Annotated in this window: 17 protein-coding genes; 10 read left to right on the plus strand and 7 right to left on the minus strand. The window is 72.7% G+C overall.

The features are described from left to right. Positions 1 to 4 precede the first annotated feature (4 nt). The 5 genes from LG634_RS38430 to LG634_RS12435 all read left to right on the plus strand — a co-directional run bounded on the left by LG634_RS38430 (position 5) and on the right by LG634_RS12435 (position 7228). On the plus strand, positions 5 to 1201 hold the full coding sequence (locus tag LG634_RS38430; RefSeq protein ID WP_226733807.1) for a prephenate dehydrogenase/arogenate dehydrogenase family protein: 1197 nt from the start codon (positions 5 to 7) through the stop codon (positions 1199 to 1201). A gap of 103 nt (positions 1202 to 1304) precedes the next feature. Then, on the plus strand, positions 1305 to 3059 hold the full coding sequence (locus LG634_RS12420) for a non-ribosomal peptide synthetase (RefSeq protein ID WP_226733808.1): 1755 nt from the start codon (positions 1305 to 1307) through the stop codon (positions 3057 to 3059). Between the two features lie 86 nt (positions 3060 to 3145). Beyond that, on the plus strand, positions 3146 to 4522 hold the full coding sequence (locus tag LG634_RS12425; protein ID WP_226733809.1) for a condensation domain-containing protein: 1377 nt from the start codon (positions 3146 to 3148) through the stop codon (positions 4520 to 4522). A gap of 135 nt (positions 4523 to 4657) precedes the next feature. Beyond that, complete coding sequence (locus LG634_RS12430) at positions 4658 to 5893, plus strand: acyl-CoA dehydrogenase family protein (RefSeq protein ID WP_226733810.1); 1236 nt, start codon at positions 4658 to 4660, stop codon at positions 5891 to 5893. 99 nt (positions 5894 to 5992) lie between these two features. Continuing rightward, a complete protein-coding gene (locus LG634_RS12435; protein WP_226733811.1) occupies positions 5993 to 7228 on the plus strand; it encodes a cytochrome P450 family protein in 1236 nt (411 codons plus the stop codon). Between the two features lie 224 nt (positions 7229 to 7452). Here the strand turns inward: LG634_RS12435 and LG634_RS12440 are convergent, their stop codons facing one another. Together LG634_RS12440 and LG634_RS12445 are read right to left on the minus strand one after the other, a co-directional pair. Then, the gene (locus LG634_RS12440; RefSeq protein ID WP_226733812.1) at positions 7453 to 8028 is read right to left on the minus strand and encodes a VapC50 family PIN domain-containing toxin; all 576 of its coding nucleotides are present in this window, start codon (positions 8026 to 8028) and stop codon (positions 7453 to 7455) included. Positions 8029 to 8070: 42 nt separating this feature from the next. Next, the gene (locus LG634_RS12445) at positions 8071 to 8520 is read right to left on the minus strand and encodes a helix-turn-helix domain-containing protein (RefSeq protein ID WP_226733813.1); all 450 of its coding nucleotides are present in this window, start codon (positions 8518 to 8520) and stop codon (positions 8071 to 8073) included. A gap of 997 nt (positions 8521 to 9517) precedes the next feature. On the opposite strand from LG634_RS12445, the gene LG634_RS12450 reads away from it, so the two are divergent. The 3 genes from LG634_RS12450 to LG634_RS12460 all read left to right on the plus strand — a co-directional run bounded on the left by LG634_RS12450 (position 9518) and on the right by LG634_RS12460 (position 10924). Continuing rightward, positions 9518 to 10210, plus strand: coding sequence for a hypothetical protein (locus tag LG634_RS12450; RefSeq protein WP_226733814.1), 693 nt, complete (start codon positions 9518 to 9520; stop codon positions 10208 to 10210). Then, positions 10203 to 10622, plus strand: a complete 420-nt coding sequence (locus LG634_RS12455; protein WP_226733815.1) for a hypothetical protein — start codon at positions 10203 to 10205, stop codon at positions 10620 to 10622. The genes LG634_RS12450 and LG634_RS12455 overlap by 8 nt, the downstream gene beginning before the upstream one ends. Before the next feature lie 119 nt (positions 10623 to 10741). Further along, positions 10742 to 10924 (plus strand): NUDIX hydrolase, encoded by a 183-nt coding sequence (locus tag LG634_RS12460; protein ID WP_226733816.1) that lies wholly within the window; start codon positions 10742 to 10744, stop codon positions 10922 to 10924. Between the two features lie 64 nt (positions 10925 to 10988). Here the strand turns inward: LG634_RS12460 and LG634_RS12465 are convergent, their stop codons facing one another. The 3 genes from LG634_RS12465 to LG634_RS12475 all read right to left on the minus strand — a co-directional run bounded on the left by LG634_RS12465 (position 10989) and on the right by LG634_RS12475 (position 14068). Next, complete coding sequence (locus tag LG634_RS12465) at positions 10989 to 12350, minus strand: FAD-dependent oxidoreductase (protein WP_226733817.1); 1362 nt, start codon at positions 12348 to 12350, stop codon at positions 10989 to 10991. Positions 12351 to 12381: 31 nt separating this feature from the next. After that, on the minus strand, positions 12382 to 12807 hold the full coding sequence (locus LG634_RS12470) for an SgcJ/EcaC family oxidoreductase (protein WP_226733818.1): 426 nt from the start codon (positions 12805 to 12807) through the stop codon (positions 12382 to 12384). 79 nt (positions 12808 to 12886) lie between these two features. Then, the gene (locus LG634_RS12475; RefSeq protein ID WP_226733819.1) at positions 12887 to 14068 is read right to left on the minus strand and encodes an acyl-CoA dehydrogenase family protein; all 1182 of its coding nucleotides are present in this window, start codon (positions 14066 to 14068) and stop codon (positions 12887 to 12889) included. Between the two features lie 250 nt (positions 14069 to 14318). Between LG634_RS12475 and LG634_RS12480 the strand changes: the two genes are divergently transcribed. Beyond that, positions 14319 to 15896: a 4-hydroxyphenylacetate 3-hydroxylase family protein gene (locus tag LG634_RS12480; protein ID WP_226733820.1), complete on the plus strand. Its 1578-nt coding sequence runs from the start codon at positions 14319 to 14321 to the stop codon at positions 15894 to 15896. Between the two features lie 60 nt (positions 15897 to 15956). On the opposite strand, the gene LG634_RS38205 is transcribed toward LG634_RS12480, so the two are convergent. Together LG634_RS38205 and LG634_RS12490 are read right to left on the minus strand one after the other, a co-directional pair. After that, positions 15957 to 17618, minus strand: coding sequence for a thiamine pyrophosphate-binding protein (locus LG634_RS38205; RefSeq protein WP_226733821.1), 1662 nt, complete (start codon positions 17616 to 17618; stop codon positions 15957 to 15959). 118 nt (positions 17619 to 17736) lie between these two features. Beyond that, the gene (locus LG634_RS12490; protein ID WP_226733822.1) at positions 17737 to 18741 is read right to left on the minus strand and encodes a class I SAM-dependent methyltransferase; all 1005 of its coding nucleotides are present in this window, start codon (positions 18739 to 18741) and stop codon (positions 17737 to 17739) included. Positions 18742 to 19054: 313 nt separating this feature from the next. Between LG634_RS12490 and LG634_RS12495 the strand changes: the two genes are divergently transcribed. Next, positions 19055 to 20083 carry a carboxymuconolactone decarboxylase family protein gene (locus LG634_RS12495; protein WP_226733823.1) on the plus strand — a complete coding sequence of 343 codons (1029 nt, stop codon included), beginning with the start codon at positions 19055 to 19057 and terminating at the stop codon, positions 20081 to 20083.

The raw sequence follows: 20083 nt of genomic DNA on the forward strand, positions 1-20083 counted from the left end.
CACCATGCCGGCCAGCCCCCTCCTGCACCGCGTGACCGTGATCGGTTGCGGAACCGTCGGCACGTCCCTCGCCCTGGCGCTGAGCCGGGCCGGCGTCGAGGTCTTCGTGGAGGACCACGACCCCGACGCGGTGGCCCGGGCGATGCTGCTGGGAGCCGGCAGCCCGCTCGGGGCCGACACCCCGCCCGCCGACCTCGTGGTGGTCGCCACTCCGGCGGAGACGGTCGTGGACGTGCTGTACGAAGCGCAGGCGAGGGGGCTCGGGTACGCGTACACGGATGTGGCGGGCGGTACGGCGGAGATCTGGGCGGAGGCGGAGCTGCGGGGCTGCGACGTACGCGGGTACGTGCCGTCGCGGCCGGTGCCGGGGCTCGGAGGGCTCGGCGGGATCCGGGCGGACCGGTTCGACGGGCGGCCCTGGCTCGTCTACCCGTTCGCCACAGCCGAGCCGGTCGCGCTGGGGGCCCTTGCCGCTCTGATCGCCCTCTGCGGGGCGTCGCGGCGGGACGTGGCCGCTGCCGGGCCGGGTGTCGTGCCGGTGTCGTCGCCGGCGCGGCTCAAAGACCGGGGCTCCGCCCCCGACCCCGCGCCTCAAGCGCCGGCGGGGCTGGAAGGTGCGCCGGGTCCCGGGCCTCGAGCGTTGGCGGGGCTGGTAGATGCGCCGGGTTCCGGGCCTCGAGCGCGGGCGGGGCTGGTGGGTGGCGCGGTGGGGACGGAAGGTGGCCCTGTGCGGCTCAAAGACCGGGGCTCCGCCCCCGACCCCGCGCCTCAAGCGCCGGCGGGGCTGGAAGGTGCCCCGGGTCCCGCGCCTCGAGCGTTGGCGGGGCTGGTAGATGCGCCGGGTCCCGGGCCTCGAGCGCGGGCGGGGCTGGTGGGTGGCGCGGTGGGGCCGGAAGGTGGCCCTGTGCGGCTCAAAGACCGGGGCTCCGCCCCCGACCCCGCGCCTCAAACGCCGACGGGGCTGGAAGGTGCCCCGGGTCCCGCGCCTCAAGCGCCGGCGGGGCTGGAAGGTGCCCCGGGTCCCGCGCCTCGAGCGTTGGCGGGGCTGGAAGGTGCGCCGGGTCCCGGGCCTCGAGCGCCGGCGGGGCTGGTGGGTGCCCCGGGTCCCGGGCCTCCGGTGTGGGCGGGGCTGAGATGTGCCTCCGCCTTCGCCCCCGCCCCCGCGACGTCGCGGGGGCGGGGGCGTTTGGGGTGGGGGTGAGGGCAATTCAGGAGATGCAGGGGGTGGGTGGCGCGTGTGACTGTCTCCCAGAGCCGGCGGGCCGGCTCCGTCGGCAGGGAACGAGCTGATTGGACGACACCGCATGGTCTCCACCTCGATTCACGCGCGCTTCGCCGAGCAGACGCGCCGCACGCCCGACGCCGTCGCCGTGTCGGCGGGCGGCACCCGGCTCACGTACCGCGAGCTGGACGAGCGGTCCGACCGGGTCGCCCGCCGCCTCGCCGGGCTCGGCGTACGGCCGCAGGACCCGGTGGCCGTGCTCGTCGAACGCTCCCCGGAGCTGGTCGTCGCCACCCTCGCCATCCTCAAGGCCGGCGCCTTCTACCTCCCGCTGCACTCCGCGTACCCGCTGGAGCGGATGCAGACGATCACCGACCGGGCCGGCTCGCCGGTGCTGCTGACGGACCGCTCGCCGGGCACCGACCCGCTGCCCGCCGGAGTCCGGGTGCTCGACCCGGCCGCCGGCGACGGCCCCGAGGCCCCGGCCGACGCCGCCGCCGGCCCCGACGACATCGCGTACGTCATCCACACCTCCGGATCCACCGGCGAACCCAAGGGCGTCGCCGTCACCCACCGCGGCGTCGTGCAGTTCGCCGCCGACTCCAGCTGGAACGGCGGGGCGCAGCAGACCGTGCTCGCCCTCGCCCCGTACGCCTTCGGGGTCTCCACGTACGAGCTGTGGATCCCGCTGCTGCGCGGCGGCACCGTCGTCCTCGCGCCGCCCGGCGTGCCGGACGTGCCCACCCTGCGCCGCCTGATCGCCGCCGAGGGCATCACCGCCCTGCATGTGACGGCCGGCCTGTTCCGGGTCATCGCCGAGGAGGCCCCCGACACCTTCGCCGGCGTCCGCGAGGTCCTCACCGGCGGCGACGTGATCGCCCCCACCGCCGTCCGCCGCGTCCTGGCCGCCTGCCCGGACGTCGTGGTCCGCGGCATGTACGGGGCCACCGAGGTGTCCTCGTTCGCCGCGTACACGACGATGACCGCGGCCAACCCGCCCGCCGGGGCCGTGCCCGTCGGCCGCCCGATGGACACGGTCGGCGTCCGGCTCCTCGACGACGCGCTCGCCGAGGTCGAAGACGGCGCGACCGGCGAGCTGTTCATCCACGGCGACCGCCTGGCCCAGGGCTACTGGCAGCGCCCCGACCTCACCGCCGAGCGGTTCGTCGACGACCCGTACGGCCCGCCCGGCGCCCGCATGTACCGCACCGGCGACCTGATGCGGCGGCGCTCCGACGGTCTGCTGGAGTTCGCCGGCCGGGCCGGCGACCAGTTCAAGATCAACGGCTATCTGGTGGAGCCCGCCGAGGTCGAGCACGCCCTCGCCCAGCTGCCCGGCATCGTGCACGCCGCCGTCGTCGCCCGTGAACAGGCGGACGGCACCGGCCGCCTGACCGGATACGTCGTCCCCGCCGCCGGCACCTCCGCCGACCCCGACGCCCTGCGCGCCGGCCTCGCCCGCACCCTGCCCGACTACATGGTCCCCGCCGCGTTCGTCGAGCTGGACGAGCTGCCGCTGACCCCGAACGGCAAGCTCGACCGGGCCGCCCTGCCCGAGCCCGCGGCCGCCCCCGCGCCCGCCGCCGGCGCGGACTCCGCCCCCCGTACCCCGCGCCAGGAAACCCTGTGCGCCCTGTTCGCCGAGGTGCTCGGCCTGCCGTCGGTCGGCCTCGACGACAGCTTCATCGACCTCGGCGGCCAGTCGCTCCAGGCGGTCCGGCTGGCCGGCCGGATCGGCGCCCGGCTCGGTGCCGAGGTGACCGTCGGCGACATCTTCAACTGCCCCACCGTGGCCGAACTCGACACCCACCTGCAGGAGATCGGCACCGCTGCCTGAACGGCGGGCCCCACCCACACCGCCCGGCGGCGCCGCGCCGCCGGACCCGGGGCGCGCGCCCCCGGCTCCAGAGAGGACTGGTCACCTTGAGCATTACCCCCGCACCGGCCCAGGCCGACGGACTCGCACAGCCGATCCCGCTCTCCTTCAACCAGGAGTTCCTGCGCGGATTCGACAAGGGCGACACCGACGGCGCCTTCGGCCACCGGCACACCCTGGTGGGCGGCTGGCGGGTCGCCGGCGCGGTGGACACCGCCGCCCTCCAGGACGCCCTGGACGACGTGGTCGCCCGGCACGAGGTGCTGCGCACCGAGGTCAGCCGCGGCGAGGGCGAGGGCCGCCAGGACGTCCTGCCGGCCTCCCGGGTGCCGCTGGAGGTCCGCGAACTGGGCCGGGCCGGCGACGAGCCCCGCGAGGTGCGCGCCGAGCGGTTCCTCAACGAGCTCGACGGCGGCACGTACAGCGTCCGCGAGTACCCGCACCTGCGGGCCGTGCTCGGCCGCTTCGACGCCGAGGACGGGGTGCTGGTGCTCGTCACCCACCACACCTCCACCGACGCCTGGTCCCTCCAGGTGATCATGCGCGACCTCGCCGACCGGTACGCGGCCCGCACCGGCGGCTCCGCGGACGAGCCCGCGCCGGTCGCCCAGTACCAGGACTTCGCCCGCTGGCAGCACGAGAGCGCCGACAGCGAGAAGGTGAAGTCGGCCCGCGGCTACTGGAACGAGCGGCTGGCCGGCGCCCGGATCACCGGCGTGGCCACCGACCGGCCGCGGACGGACGCGCCGACCGCCTACGGCGTGCACCGCTTCGTGTTCGGCGCCGAGCTGTCCGCCGCGGTGCTCGCGTACTCCCGCACCGTGCGCAGCACCCCGTTCATGATCATGTCGGCGGCGTACGCGGCCCTGCTGCGCACCCGCACCGGCACGACCGACGTGGTCTTCCCGACCTTCTCCGCGGGCCGCTACGAGGAGCGGTTCATGGACGCGGTCGGCCCGTTCTTCAACTTCGTGCCGATCCGCATCGACACCACCGGCTGCACCACCCTCGGCGACGTGGTCGAGCAGGCGCGGGCCGCGTGCGTGGGCGCGTACCAGCACGAGATCCCGTTCGCCTTCATCGCGGGCGACACTCCGGAGCTGCTCGCGCCGTTCGCCGACGACAACCTGGCCGTGGTCGCCTTCGAGGTGTTGCAGGCCCCGTTCCCGATGGACGCCACCGCCGTCGGCGGCCTGGAGCTGTCCGAGATCCGGCGCCGGGAGCTGTCCCAGGACGTCAGCTCGGCGATCCCGGACGGCGGTCTGTGGGCGATGGACGTCCTGCCGTCGGGCGAGCTGGCCGGCAGCCTCAAGTTCGACCACAACCGGTTCGACGAGGCCACCGCGCGCGCCCTCGTCGAGGACTTCCGGCGGCTGCTGCAGACGATCGCCGAGGCGCCGGGCACCGAGCTGTCCGCGTTGTAGGCCCGTCGGTCCGGCCCGTCCCGCGAGTCCCGTCGGTCCGGCCCGTCCCGCGAGTCCCGTCAGTCCCGTTATCCCCGTTTCAGTGACACCACGGCAGCGACACCACGCCGGCGACACCAGAGGAACGCATCGACGATGACTACGACCGTGGCCTACACCACCGCCGCCGTGGCGCCCCCCGAGCCCGACCTCACCCCCGAGGAGATCGTGGCCCGGGCCCGCGCCCTGGCCCCGTCCCTCACCCCGCGCCAGGCCGAGACCGAGGCGCGCGGGCAGTACGCCGAGGACACCCACGAGGCGTTCTCGCAGGCCGGCTTCTACCGGATCCTCGTACCGCGCCGGTTCGGCGGCTACGAGTTCGGGCCCGAGACGTTCGTCCGCGTGGCCATGGAACTGGCCCGCGGCTGCCCGTCCACGGGCTGGATGTACCTGTTCGGCGCCGCGCACGCGCTGGTCGTCGGGACCCTCTTCGACGAGAAGACGCAGGCCGAGCTGTTCGGCACCGGCGAGTTCATCTGCCCCGCCACGGTCGCCCCGGCGGGCACGGCGGAGCGGACGGACGACGGCGACTGGATCCTCGACGGCACCTGGGGCTACTGCTCGGGCTCCCCGTACGCGACCCACTTCATCGGCCACACGATGGTCGCCCAGGGCGAGGGCCTGCCGCCGGCCCCCCTGATGTTCATCGCCCCCCGGAGCCAGTGGACGCGGCTGGACGACTGGGGGGACCAGCTCGGGCTCAAGGGCAGCGGCTCGCACAGCATCCGCGTGGAGAACGGCAAGATCCCCGCGAGGTTCGCGCTGACGGGCCACCTGAGCCAGTTCCCCATCACCGAGGAGACGCCCGGCCGGGTGCTGCACGGCCCCGAGTACGGCGGCGGCCCGCTCAGCTTCATGCTCCTCGAACTCGGCGCGCTCGCCGTCGGCATCGCCAAGGGCGCGCTCGACGCGTACGAGGAGCTGATGCGGGCCCGCACCACCACGTTCTTCCCGATCGTGCCGCGCACCGAGGACCCCGACTACCAGTTCCGCTACGGCGAGGCCACCGGCATGATCGGCGCCGCCGAGGCCGCCGTGCTGCACGCCACCGGCCAGTGGGTCGAGCTGTGCGGGAAGGAGGCGGCCGCCTTCACCCGTGAGGAGGAGCTGCGGCTGGCCACCATCAGCCGGGAAGCCGTCCGGCTGTGCTGGCGGGCCGTCGAGGGCCAGCTGTTCCCGACCGCCGGCTCCAGCTCGGTCAAGCACGGCGAGCGCATCGAGCGCGTCTGGCGCGACCTGTCCATGCTGCACAGCCACGCCGGCAACGGCATCTTCCTCGCCACCCACGCCAACCGCGAGCTCGCCCGCGCCCACTTCGGCATCGGGCAGTGACCGGTCCGCATCAGCGACCCCGCCCCGTCCCTCCAGCCCCGCCCGTCCCTTCCGTTCTTCCCGCCCCCGCCCCTCCCCGCACAGATAACGGATGAGTCCATGGAGCAACGCTGCCCGTTCGCCCTCGACACCACCGGCCGGGACATCCACGGCGAGGCCGACGCCCTGCGGGCCCTCGGCCCCACCCAGGTGGAGCTGCCCGGCAACGTCGTCGCCTGGTCGCTGAACAGCAACAGCGCGATCAGGAAGGTCCTCACCGACCCGCGCGTCACCAAGAGCGCCCGCAACCACTGGCCGGCGTTCGTCAACCACGAGGTGCCGCCGGACTGGGAGCTGATCAGCTGGGTGGCCATGGACAACATGGTCACCGCGTACGGGAAGAACCACGTGCGGCTGCGCAAGCTCGTCGGCAAGGCGTTCACCCCGCGCCGTACGGAGGCCTTCCGGCCGCGCATCGAGGAGCTGACCGACCAGCTGCTCGACGCGCTGGAGGCCGCTCCGCCCGGTGAGGTCGTCGACCTGCGGGAACGATTTGCCTACCCGCTGCCGGCCCGCCTCGTCGCCGACCTGATCGGCATGGAGGAGGAGGCCCGCGCCAAGACCGCCAAGGTCATCGACGCGATGGTCGACACCACCGTCACCCCCGAGCAGGCCGGGGCCGTGCTGTCGGGGTGGCGCGGGGCGATGGCCGAGCTGATAGCCGAGAAGCGGGCCCGGCCCGGCGAGGACATCACCAGCGACCTGGTCGCGGCCCGCGACGACGAGGACGGCTCGAAGCTCAGCGAGGACGAGCTGACCGACACCATCTTCGCGATCCTCGGCGCCGGTTCCGAGACCACCATCAACTTCTTCGACAACGCCATCACGGCGCTGCTCGGCGACCCCAAGCACCTGCACCTGATCCGCACCGGGCAGGCCGACTGGGACGACGTCATCGACGAGACCCTGCGCGTCGAGTCCCCGCTGGCGCACCTGCCGCTGCGGTACGCCGCCGAGGACATCGAGGTCGACGGGGTGCTCATCCCCAAGGGCGACGTCATCCTGGTCAACTACAGCGCGGTGGGCCGCGATCCCGAGCTGCACGCGGACGCGCCCGGCACGTTCGACCTGACCCGCGAGGACAAGGAGCACCTGTCCTTCGGCTTCGGTCCGCACTACTGCCTGGGCGCCGGCATCGCCCGCCTGGTCGCCCGCACCGGCCTCTCCCGCCTCTTCGAGCGCTTCCCCGACCTGGCCCTGGCCACTGCGCCGGAGGACCTCCAGCCCCTGCCCACCTTCATCATGAACGGCCACCGCGCCCTCCCGGTCCACCTCCACGGGACCCCGACGGCCTGACACCGCCGCCGCCGTCCCGGCCACGGGCCGGGCTCCGGAGACTTCCTCCGGGGTCCGGCCCGTCAGGGTTCACCTGGGTGCGCGGTGGGTCGGCAGCTCCTCGGCCCTGGGGCCTGCGGTGCCCCGCCGGGGCTGCGGGGCGCCGTCGGCGGCTGCGGGCCGTGCGCCCGGCACCAGGTCAGCGACCCGGGGTCCTTACCACCTGCGCACCATCCGTGCCTGAATCACCTGGCGCGGTGTTCGAGGTGCCGCATCAGGCGGTCCGCGAAGCGCGGCAGGCCGGCTTTCGCCAGTCGGGCGACGGCGTCGGCAGTCGTCACGGGTGGGTTGCGCTTCTCTCGGGCAAGCCTGACCACCGTCTCCGCCACCTCCTGTGGCAACTCGGCGTACAGCCCGCACAGGTAGGAGTCCGGGTCGGTCACCCGCACTCCGCGCTCAGCCAAGTCACCAGCGGGGAAGTCGGCCAGATTCCACGTGATCAGCGCGTGCGCTCCTGCAGCCACCGCTGCCGCCGCATGGTGCCGATCATCAGGGTCATCGCCCGGCATCTCGTCGACGAGGTGCTCATAGGCTGCCGCCGGGATCTCGCAGTCGGCGAAGAAGCGTCGAACGGCCTGGGCAACTGCGGCAGCGGACTCCGCCGAACGTCTTCCTTCCCGGACGATGACCCGCTCCCACTCGGCGAGCAGCCGCTCGGACCACACGATGTCGTGGACCGAGTCCTCGGTGAGGGCCAGCATCACGTCCATCGCCGAGAACGGAAACAGGACGTTGGTGTCCACGAAGACCCGCGTCGCCACGCTCCCCCTCTTCCCGCCTCACTGCCGCCGGTGACACCTGCATCAATCAGACAGGCCGGCATCCGCCAAGACCTCGGCGATCTGGCGCCGACCCTCCTTGCGGCGCTCACGCCGCTGCTGGAACGCGAGAACGTCCGCGAGGCGGACCACTCGATGGCTGCTACCGGGAAGATTCGTCGAGGGGATGTCACCGGAGTCGAGCAGGCGGGCGATGAACGGTCGAGACAGACCCAGAAGCTCGGCGGCCTCAGCAGGCGACAACTGCACCTCGGACGCCAGGACCGTCACCGCATGCCCCCGGGCCAGCTCACCGGCCGAGGCAAGCAGAAGACGGACCAGTTCCCTCGGCAGTGCCAGCTCGCCGCCATCCGGGGTGCGCACCAGTACCTCGACCGACTCCGGCGCCATCCGGGCAGTCGCGGCGAGCGTGCGCTGGTGAGAGGGATCCGGTTCGACCTTCTCGGCACGGGCGAGAACGCTGGAACGAGCCATGGCCGCCTCCCATCACTGACCCCCGCAGACTACATCTGAAATAACTGTAACCGTGGAGTCCCGGGCGGGCAACCACGGAGGAGAGCCATCCCGACCATGTCGGCAATGCCCTGGCAGCCGGACGCCCGGGCTGCTGCGTGAATCTCACGGAACCGGTGGTCTGTTGCGGAAGCCGTGGGAGAGGCCCCCACGTGCCAGGCCCGGAGAGTTTCGGGGCCCGGTCGGTCGGGCTGTGGCGGCGGGTGCGCGGTGGGTCGGCAGCTCCTCGGCCCGGGGGGCCTGCGGTGCCCCGCCGGGGCTGTGGGGCGCCGTCGGCGGCTGCGGGCCGTGCGCCCGGGGAATCGGGAAGCGTGGCCGGGGCCGGTGGGTGGTGCGGGTGGCCACTGGACGTGGTCCTTCGGCTCGCCCGCCGTGGGGGCGCGCATTCTGTGGTGCAGGTGACAAGAGGTGGTGGGGGCAGGACAGAGTGGTGAGCTGGGGCACGGTGGTCGGTGGACGTCGGTGCGGCGGCACCTTGCCGGGGGGTGCTCTTCTTTATAAGAGGGCGCCGCCCTGAATCGGGCTCTGACCTGCTGGTTTGCTCTTGGGAATGTGTCGCCCAGAGCACGTTTCGGGTCCCTAAATGTTAATGCGGCGAGCACATTTCGTCGGAAAATCAAGCTGCAGTTGATTTTCTGGCGAAGTGCCCCGACATGGCATTCGACCAGGTCATCGTGGGTGAGCGCGACGACCTGTCGGCGAGGAGGGCAGGATCCGTGGTCGGGAAAAGACAAGTGGCAGTTGATTTTTGGACCCGCGCGTCCGGGAGAAGTCCATGTCTCCTTGACTTCCGGCCTGCCTCCCCAAGTGCCCGTCCGAGTGCTCTTCGGCCAAAAATCAAACAGCGGTTGATTTTCTGGCTAGCGTCGGCGGCATGAGCACCCGAGGAGGTTCTGTGTCATCCGAGCCGCCCGCCCGGTCCCGGCAGCGTGGGCGTCAGCCGGCACCCTTGCCCGTGGTGGCGGGGGACGAAGCCGCGTACGGGGACATCTTGGCGGTCCTCGGCCGGCAGCTCGGAGAGCAGGCCACCGACGCCGGACGGCGCTCCCGCCTCACCGGAGTGCACTTCGAGTACGCCGAAGAACCCAAGTCGGTCCACGAGATGGCCGGCGGTGCCGGCTACAGCTTGGCGAGCAACTGGTTCACCCAGCTACTGGCACAACTGGCCGTCGCGAACAGCATCACGAAGTCCCAGCTGTGCGTGTTCCTCTACGTGGCCGGCGGGCAGCTGCCGGGAACCGGCATCGCTCAGTACACACAGCAGGAGATCACCGACGGGCTGAACCGTATTGCGGTACAGAAGGGCGGCAAGAAGACCACCCGCTCCACGGTCAACCGTGCCGTTCAGGCGCTCTGCGGCTACAACTGGGTGGAACGGGTGGGCAACGGCCGGATCCAGATCAACGTCCGGCTGTGGTTCCAGGGCAGCAGCGCAGCCCAGCAGGAAGTGCTCGCAGGGATCGCCAAGCGACACGGCTGCACACCCGGCGCCTTTCCGTACGGTGTGGGGCCGGCTGGGGTCCACGAGGAGGAACGCAGCGCCGACCCGGCGGTCAAGGACGGCTTCAGCGGTAGGGCACGAAGCCGAGGGGCCGGGATTCCCCACCAGTGCGCCGGTGAGCGCTCCACAGGAAGGCAGTCCCATGGCTAACGTCATGTCCCCGATCGTCGCGGAGCGCATCTGGGCGCTGCCGCTGTCGGCATCCGCCGTCAAGTTCCTCCAGTACCTCGTCTTCCGCAGCGAATTCGGCGGAGCACTGCCGGTACGGCAGAAGGACATGGCTGTCGAGTACGGGGTGACGCCTCAGGCGGTCAGCATCCTCATGACACCCCTGTGCGAACTGAACCTCGTGCTGAGGCCTCGCAGTGAGGAACGCAACGGCAACTCGTACCGGCTCCATCCGCTTGCCGCGAAGTACGAGACTCCCGAGGTCATGGACGAGGCGTTCCGCGCAGCCCTCGACCGTATCCGTGCAGGGGATCTTCCGAGCCTGAGGCTTCCGGCCTACCAGCAGGCCCCGCCCGCCCCGACGGGTCGTCGCCCGAAACTGCAGATCGCGTGAGCCGGAAGGGCGGGGCCAGCAGTATCAAGACGCCCCCCGTGCGGGCCAGTCACGGGGTCGCGCGCGATCATGACGGGCCGGTGTTGGGCGGGGTTGCGTCGCCCCCTGCGGGCGATTCGGTGCGGCAGGAGTTCTCCGTCTGCCTGCTGGCCCGGCCCACCGGCGGCACCCTCCGGGCCTCGGACGAGTCCTTCGAGGTGGCGTGGTTCGCGCCGGAGGACACGGACCGGCTGCCGATGGTCCCGAGCATCCGCAAGCGGCTCGACGACTGGCGGGCCGGGAACGGGCCCGTGGTCCGCTGAGGCAGTCAGGGCAACGGCCGAAGGCCCCCCGCCGGGGCGGGGGGCCTCTGACGGGCGGTGGGGGTCAGGCCGCCGACTTGGTGGTCGTGGAGTTCTGGGCGGCGGCCTGGCGGGCGCCGCGGAGGACTCGGTAGACCATCTTCGGGCTCATCAGGGCCTGGGGGGGCTCGACGAAGCCGGCCACGCGCATGAAGGTGCCCGTGACGAAGCCGTCGACGGTCGCGGCCGCCTGGAGCTTGGCCATGAACGCGCCGCCTATCTTCACCTTGGCGTTGCGCTCGCCCTCGACCTCCGGGAAGCCGAGGTCGCCGCCGGCCGAGAAGTCCCAGGCCACGTCGATCACGCTGTTGATGTCCTTGAAGAACCGCAGCGCGTCCACCGGGCCCCGGGACAGGTGGTCGCGGAGCACCATCGCCTCCTGCGCGGCCACCGTCATCCCCTGCCCGTACACCGGGTTGAAGCTGCACACCGCGTCGCCGAGGACGAGGTACCCGGCCGGGAACCGGTCGAGCCGCTCGTACCGGCGCCGCACGCTCGCCGGGTAGCGGAACGTCGCGCCGTCGTCGACGGGCTCGGCGTCCTTGAGGACGTCGTACACGTCGGTGACCGGCAGCGTACGGGTCCAGGCGAGGAAGCCCTCCAGATCGGCCGGGGCGCTGTCGCCCAGGACGCCCGTGAGGGAGACCGCGCACAGCCCGTCCTCGATCCGGGAGAAGAACGCACCGCGCGGGTGCGCCGGCCCCGAGACCGGGTTGATGGACAGGTCGCCGTTCAGGATCGACTCGTCCGGAAGCCGGAACTTCCGGGTGGTGTAGCTGAGATCGATCTTGATGCGGTCCTCGGCGGGCCGCCGGTAGCCGAGCTCCTCCAGCCACACCGGGGTGCGCGAGCCGCGGCCGGTGGTGTCCACCACCAGGTCGGCCGTGAGCGGGTACGATGCCGCACCGCCGTCCAGCGGCGTGACGTCGACCCCGGTGACCCGGGTCCCGCCGCCGTCGGTGACCAGCCGGTCGATGGAGTGCCGGTCGAGCACCTTGATGCCCGGCGTGTCCAGCACGTACGTGCGGACGTGGTTCTCCAGCACCGGCCGGGCCGCCGACACGCAGATGCAGCCGGTGGTGGCCGGCTTCAGCCGCTTGCCGTTGAAGTACCAGCGCAGCTCGCCGAGGTCCCCGGTGGGTATGCCGGAGTCGATGGCGCCCTGGGTGAAGCCGGGGAACAGCTCCTCCAGGATCTGCTGGCCGCGGGCGAGCAGCCCGTGCACGTGCTGCCCCTGCGGGACGCCGCGCCGGGCGTCCCTGCCGGTGAGCGCGTCGCGCTCGACGATCAGGACCTCGCCGTACGCGTCGGCGAGCACCCGCGCCGCGATGAGGCCCGCCATGCTCCCGCCGAGCACGATGGCGCGGTCGCCTACCTGGCCGGTCATCCCGACCACCTCCTGGAAGTCCGTCTGCCGGTCACGCGAAGCGCGGGGTGTTCTGGTACGCGCCGAGGTACCACTGGCCCTCGCGCTTGACGACCACCCAGGACGCGTTCACGGAACGCTCGGGGGTCAGCTCGTCGGCACCCGGGTTGAGGATGCCGCCCTGCGTGATGACGATCCCGGCCTCGGGGCCCGCGAAGCGGATGCTGACCGGAGCGCCGGTCACCCGGGTGCCCTTGAACGGGCCGTCCCAGGCGGCGGCGACGAACGCGCGGATGGCCTCGCGGCCCTGCTCGAACACGCCCGGCAGGATCAGCGTGCCCTCGGGGGTGAACACCTCGGCGAACGCGTCGGCGTCGTACTTCTCCCAGGCGGCGACGATGCGCTGCGGGATCGCGGCGATGGCCGCCTTGTCCTCGTCGCTCGGCTCGGCCAGGCTGGCGTTGATGTCGGTGCTCATGGCGGACGTACTCCTTCTGCTTCGACGCGGGTCGGGACGGGAGGGGCGGCCGCCCGCCGGTGCGGGCGGCCCCGGGCGGTCAGATGTAGAGGGTGTTCGGCTCCTGGCCGAGCAGGATCCGGCCGTAGAGCTCGCTGTTGGTGTCCGGGTTCATCAGCGCGTGCAGGTTGACCGCCTGGATGTCCCGCGTGATCCGCTGGATCGCCACGTCGGAGTAGATGGACGAGCCGCCGCTGGCGCCCGCGAGGATGTCCACGGCCTCCTTGGCGAGACGGCACACCGCGCCCATGTCGGCGCGCGCCCGGGCCCGCTCCTCCAGCGTCCAGTCCGCGCCCGACTCGCCCTTGGCGTCGACCAGCGAGGCCAGCCGGTGCGCGTGGAACTCGGCCTGGTCGCCCTTGAGGGTGGCCTCCGCGAACTGGAGGTGGGTGAGCGGGGCCTCCGACTGCTTGGTGTAGCCGGTGTACGTGATGCCGCGCTCGTTCACACGCTCCAGGAACGCGTCCTTCGCGGCCCGCGCGAGGCCCACGACCGTGCCCACGGAGGAGGCCGACGCGACGGGCAGCAGCGGGGTCCGGTAGATCGGCACGTCCCGGTTCAGCTCCGAGGCGTACTGGCCGGTCAGGACGGCGCCCAGCGGCAGCACCCGCTCCTGCGGGATGAACAGGTCCTGCGCGACCGTGCTGACGGAGCCCGTGCCGCGCAGCCCCGAGGTGTGCCAGTCGTCGACGATCTGCAGGTCCGACAGCGGCACCAGCGCCATGATGGGCTGCGGCGGGCCGTCGGGGCCCACCAGCACCGCCACGATCTCCTGCCACTGGGCGTGGTGGGCGCCGCTGACGAAGCTCCACTTGCCGTTGACGACGACACCGCCGTCGGCCGGCGCGGCCATCGCGGACGGGCTGAGGGTGCCGACGATCCGCACGTCGGGGGTGGCGAACACCTCGTCCTGGACGGCGTCCGGGAACAGGCAGGTCATCCAGGTGGGGATCCAGTACACGGAGGTGACCCACGCGGCCGCGCCGTCCGCCCGGCCGAGCTCGGCCGCCACGTCGACGAGGGTGCGGGTGTCGGCCTCGTAGCCGCCGTAGCGCTTGGGCACCCGCAGCTTGAAGAAGCCGGCCTCGGCCAGCGCCTCGACCGTCTCGTCGGCGAGCCGGCGGTCCGCCTCGTGCTGGGCGGCGAACTTCTTCAGCAGCGGCGCCAGTTCGGTGGCACGCTGCACGAGCTGGGCACGAGTCGGAATGTCGGCGGTGGGCATCGCGTCCTCCAGGACCGGGGCGTGCGGATGGGGTACCGCCAGACCGTCACACCGACGTGGTGGGAAGGTCACCTTCTGGATTGCGCTGTTGGCCCGCGCGGGGACCCCGGCCTGCTGCGCAGCACGCCGCCGGACCAGGCCCGCAATCAGAGAGAAGCCCGGGGCGGGGCCGACTGCCACGATGAGGACCCGGCGCGCCGGCTCCGCGGGCGCTCCCTGTCCATGCCGGCGGCCGAGAGGGAACCCGTCCATGACCGACCAGAACCGTCCCGGAGCCGCACCCCACGAGGCGCCGTCGACCCGGCCCCTGACCGGCCGGGAGTACGTGGAGAGCCTGCGCGACGACCGCGAGGTCTACATCTACGGGGATCGGGTCAAGGACCTCACCACCCACCCGGCGTTCGCCAACCCGGTCGCGATGACCGCCCGCCTCTACGACGCACTCCACGCCCCCGAGACGCGGCCGGTGCTCACCACCGCGACCGACGGCGGCAACGGCTACACCCACCGCTTCTTCACCACCCCCCGCAGCGCCGAGGACCTGGTCGCCGACCAGCAGGCCATCGCCGCCTGGTCGCGGATGAGCTACGGCTGGATGGGCCGCAGCCCCGACTACAAGGCAGCGTTCCTCGGCACCCTCGGCGCCAACGCCGACTTCTACGCCCCGTACTCCGACAACGCGCGCCGCTGGTACCGCGAGTCGCAGGAGAAGGTCCTCTACTGGAACCACGCCATCGTCCACCCGCCGGTGGACCGCAGCCTGCCGCCGGACCAGGTCAAGGACGTGTTCGTGCACGTCGAGAAGGAGACCGACGCCGGCCTCGTGGTCAGCGGCGCGAAGGTGGTCGCCACCGGCTCGGCGCTCACCCACCACAACTTCATCGCGCACTACGGGCTGCCGGTGAAGAACAAGGAGTTCGCCCTCGTCGCGACCATCCCCACCGGCGCCAAGGGCGTGAAGCTGATCTGCCGGCCGTCGTACACGGCGACCTCCGCCGTCATGGGCAGCCCGTTCGACTACCCGCTGTCCTCCCGGCTCGACGAGAACGACACCATCCTCGTCCTCGACAAGGTCCTCATCCCCTGGGAGGACGTCTTCATCTACGGGGACATCGGCAAGATCCAGATGTTCTCCGGGCAGTCCGGCTTCATGGAGCGGTTCACCTTCCACGGCTGCACCCGGCTCGCCGTGAAGCTGGAGTTCATCGCCGGCGCGCTGGCCAAGGCGCTGGAGATCACCGGCACCCAGGACTTCCGCGGCGTGCAGACCCGCATCGGCGAGGTGCTGGCCTGGCGCAACCTGTTCTGGGGGCTGTCGGACGCCGCCGCCCGCAACCCGGTGCCGTGGAAGAACGGCGCGGTGCTGCCCAACCCGCAGTACGGGATGGCGTACCGCTGGTTCATGCAGGTCGGCTACCCGCGGGTCAAGGAGATCGTGCAGCAGGACGTCGCCAGCGGCCTCATCTACCTGAACTCCAGCGCCGAGGACTTCAAGAACCCGGAGATCCGCCCGTACCTCGACAAGTACGTCCGCGGCTCCAACGGGATCACGGCCGTCGAGCGGGTCAAGGTCCTCAAGCTGCTGTGGGACGCCGTCGGCACCGAGTTCGGCGGCCGCCACGAGCTGTACGAGCGCAACTACGCCGGCAACCACGAGGCGGTCCGCGCCGAGCTGCTGTTCGCCCAGTCGGCGTCCGGGCAGATCGACGACTACAAGGCCTTCGTCGACCAGTGCCTGGGCGAGTACGACCTCGACGGCTGGACGGTCCCCGACCTGTCCTCGTTCGAGGGCCTGAAGGACATCCGCTCGGGTCTGTTCGGCAACTGACCTTCCGGGCCGCGGGTGCCGGCCGGTGACCCCACCGGCCGGCACCCGCCCGGGCCCGCCTCAGTGCCGGGCGCCCAGCAGGTCCGCCAGGTACGGGGCCACCACCTCGCGGACGATCTTGCAGTCGAGCAGCAGGGTGCCCCGGCAGCCGTCCGCCCGCCAGTGCCGTACGGCGTCCAGGTCGCCCGGCGTACGGACGGTCACGGCCTGCGCGCCCAGCGCCCGGGCCAGGCCCGCGAAGTCGGTGTCCGCGAAACCGGTGGTCCGCGGATCGGCTCCCTGCGGCAGGTACATGTGCTCCTCGAACCCGTACGAGGCGTCGTCGTAGACCACCACCAGCGCCGAGCGCGCCGAGCGCACCAGGGTGTCCAGCTCGGACAGGCCCATCAGGGCGCCGCCGTCGCCGACCGCCAGCACCGCCGTCCGGTCCGGCCGGCCCACCGCCGCGCCCACCGCACCCGCGAAACCCAGGCCGATGCTCTGGAACGCGGCGCCCGTGAACACCAGTCCGGCCGGGTCGGGCACCGCCCAGTACATGGCCGGCCAGCCGATGAAGTGGCCGCCGTCGGTGACCACGGTGCGCTCCTCCGGCAGCAGCGGGGCCAGTGCCGAGGTCAGGGTCCGCGGGTCGATGCGGGTGTCGGTGCCGGCGTTCTCGTGCGGCTGCCCGGGCCAGCCGCCGGCCGCGATCCGGGCCTCGGCCTCCGCCCGCCAGCCGGCGGGCGGCAGCTCCGCCCGGTCGAGGGAGTCCAGCAGCTGGGCGGCGACCATGGCGGCGTCGCCGCGCACCCAGACGTCCACCCGGTCCGAGGTCGCGGCCTCGGCGGTGTCCACCTGGATGACGACGGCCCCCGGCGCCGGCAGCCGGCCGCCGTGCAGGGTGAACGTGTCCAGCCGGGCGCCGAACACCACCACCGCGTCGGCCTCGCCGATGAGTTCCGCGGCCGGCGGCGAGGCGAACCCGCCGCACACCCCCAGGGACCACGGGGTGTCGTGGAACAGGCCGCTGGCCATCACCGTCGTCGCGTACAGGGCGCCGAGCCGGTCGCCCAGCTCGGTGATGATCTTCCCTGCCTGGGAGCGCCACGCGCCCAGGCCGGCCAGCAGCAGCGGGCGCCGGGCGCCCGCGAGGATGTCGACCACCTGGTGCACCGACTCCGGGTCCGCCGGCTGCCGCAGCGACGGGGCCTGCGGCTGCTGCCCCGCCGCGGTGCCGGGCGGCTGCGGCTGCGGCAGCGGCGCGGCCAGCAGGTCGCCGGGCAGGAACACGGCGACGGGCCGCTGCTCGGCGGCCGCCCGCCGGACCGCCTGCGCGGCCTGCTCGACGGCCGTCGCCGGGTCGGTGAGCCGGACCACCGGCACTCCGAGGGAGGCGGCGAACGCGCTCTGGTCGATGTCGTGCGGACGGGGTCCCGCCACCGGGGCGTCCCCGCAGAGCAGGACGACCGCGCTGCGGTTCTTGACCGCTTCGGCCAGCGGGGTGGCGATGTTCGCGAGCCCCGGGCCGTGCGTCGTGGTGCACACCGCGACCTCGCCCGACACCCGGTAATAGGCATCGGCCATGGCCATCGCACCGCCCTCGTGGCGGGCGGGGGTGTAGTGCACGCCGTGTTCCGTCAGGGCGGCCGTCGCCAGGATGTTGCCGCCCCCCACCACGCCGAACGCGTGCCGGATACCGCTGTCGGCGAGGGCCTTGGCGACCCCCGCGGCAAGTGCTGTCACTTCGTCGCTCCCTCGGACCGGTTCTCGGATCCTGCCGTGCCCGCCCCTTCCGGGGGCGTTGACGGCGTTAACGCCGTTAACGCCGTCAACGCCCCCGGAAGGGGGTGCGCCCCCGGTGTCAGGCCAGTTCGAAGATGACTTCGCCCACGGTCATCTCGATGCGGTTGGTGCGCACCAGGTCCCAGCCGCCGGCCGCGAAGACCGACTCCCAGTTCTCGATGGTCGGGATGAAGGTGCCCATCAGGTCGTGGCCCAGCTCGAAGCCGAGCGTGAACACCGGCAGCTGCGTGTCCGGCAGCGCGGTGCGGGTGGCGTCGCCGATCAGGAACCGCTTGGCCTTCGGGAAGACCTCGCGCAGCCGGCGCAGGGTGGCGATGCAGTTCTCCCGCGGCCAGAAGTCGTGGCCCATCATGAAGCAGGTCAGCAGCTCGACCTCGTCGAACTCCGGCCGCCGCTCCAGGCGCAGCACGTCGCCGACGAAGAACTCGGTGCGCGGGGCCAGCCCGTTGGCGGCGACCTCCTGCTTGGCGACCTCGATGGACGGCGGGGCGATGTCCACGCCGATGCCGCGGGCACCGGGGAAGTGGCGCATCAGGTCCATCAGCCGGCCGCCGCTGCCACAGCCCAGGTCCGCGACGTGCGTGACGTCGAAGTCGACGCGGTCCAGCGCCGACCAGAAGGTGGGCGCGTACGTGACGTGGTCGATCTCCCGGCAGGCGTACGCGATGGCCGCGGCGTCACGCCGGTAGTAGTCGCCCTTGCGGTTCTCGTTGCGCAGGACGGACGGCATCTCGCGGAACAGCTCGGCGCTGCCGATGCTGAGCCAGTGGAAGAACGACTTGTTGTGGTAGACCGCGTCGAAGGCGTCGTTGGCGGTGACGCGGGCGCCGATGCGCTCGACCAGGCCGACGGCCGACAGGGCGCGGAACATGCCGGTCGTGCCCGCGGGATCGAGGCCGTGCGTGACGGCGAACTCCTCGGCATCCAGCGTTCTGGCCTCGTACAGCGCATCCAGGGCACCCAGCTCCCAGGCCGCCGAGACCGCCCAGGCGGCGACCGCCGAGTTGTAGATCGACGCGACGTGGGTGGTGGCGGTGGGGGCGTGCGAGAGGTCAACGGTCATGTCTTTCCCATCCCATCTGGAGGGTGTTTCCGGCTGTCACCCCGGCCTGCCGGGGCGGCGGTATGAGCCGTGCACTTCCTTGAGAGGGAGCGAACGCCCCCGGCTACTTCCCGAAATCGTCGTGTCTGCGACGCCGGGCTTGCATCTTCTGACGTGCTGTCGAGTGCGGTGAGGCGCCCGCCACATGCCCGCAGGGCCGCTCCAGCAGCCCAGAAGATGCGAGGTCAGGCCCGGGCCGGACAGGCTGTGACGTGATCCGGAAACGGGCCCGGGACCGCCGGCCGGCGGCCCGCCGGCAGAGGAGGTGGTGGCCGTGAGGCCGATCGTGCGGGCAGTGCTGCGCGGTTCGCTGGGGCAGATCCGGTACGTGCGTGCGGTGCGTCCGGGCGAGGCCGAGGGCACCGTGGCCCGGGTGTACGACCAGGCGCAGCGGGAGTTCGGCGTGCTGGCCCCGCCGCTCGCCCTGCACTCGCCGGCACCGGGCCCGCTGACGGCGGGCTGGCTGCTGCTGCGGGAGACGCTGCTGGTGGAGGGCCGGGCGTCGCGCGCCGAGAAGGAACTCGTCGCCACCGCCGTCTCCGAGGCGAACCGCTGCCCGTACTGCGTGGAGGTGCACCGGGCCGCCATGGAGGTGCTGCCGAGCGCCGGCAGTGCGGCCCGCGGCCTGGCCGACTGGGCCGCGGCGGCCGGCCGGCGGACCGGGGAGGCCGCGCCCGCCGTGCCGTTTGGCGCCAACGCGGCGCCCGAGATCTGCGGGACGGCGCTCACCTTCCACTACCTCAACCGCATGGTGACGGTGTTCCTGGAGGACTCGCCGATGCCCGCGCAGTCGCCGGCCGCGATCCGCGGTCCGGTGATGCGCACGGTGGCCCGGACCATGCGCCCCGAGCGCGGCCCGCTGGCGCCGGGCACCTCGCTGGGGCTGCTGCCGGAGGCGCCGCTGCCGGACGCACTGGCCTGGGCGGCCGGGAACCCGTCGGTGGCCGGAGCGGTGGCCCGGGCGGTCGCCGCCGTCGAGGCGGCCGGGGCCTGGATCCCCGACGGGGTGCGGGAGTGCGTGCAGGGCCGGCTGGCGGAGTGGGACGGGACCGCGCCCGGGCCGAGCCGGGCCTGGCTGGCCGAGGCGAGCGAGGGGGTGGCGGCCGCGGACCGGCCGGCCGCGGCCGTGGCGCTGCTGACGGCCTTCGCCCCGTACCAGGTCACCGCCGCCGACGTGGCGCAGCTGCGGGCGCGGTCGGCGGGGGACCGGGAGCTGATCGAACTGACCTCGTGGGCGAGCCTGTCCGCGGCGGTGCACCTGGCGGGGCGTTTCCCCGTCCCCGACACGATATGCGGAGACTGA

This window comes from Streptomyces bambusae, assembly GCF_020532645.1.
Lineage (GTDB): Bacteria > Actinomycetota > Actinomycetes > Streptomycetales > Streptomycetaceae > Streptomyces > Streptomyces bambusae.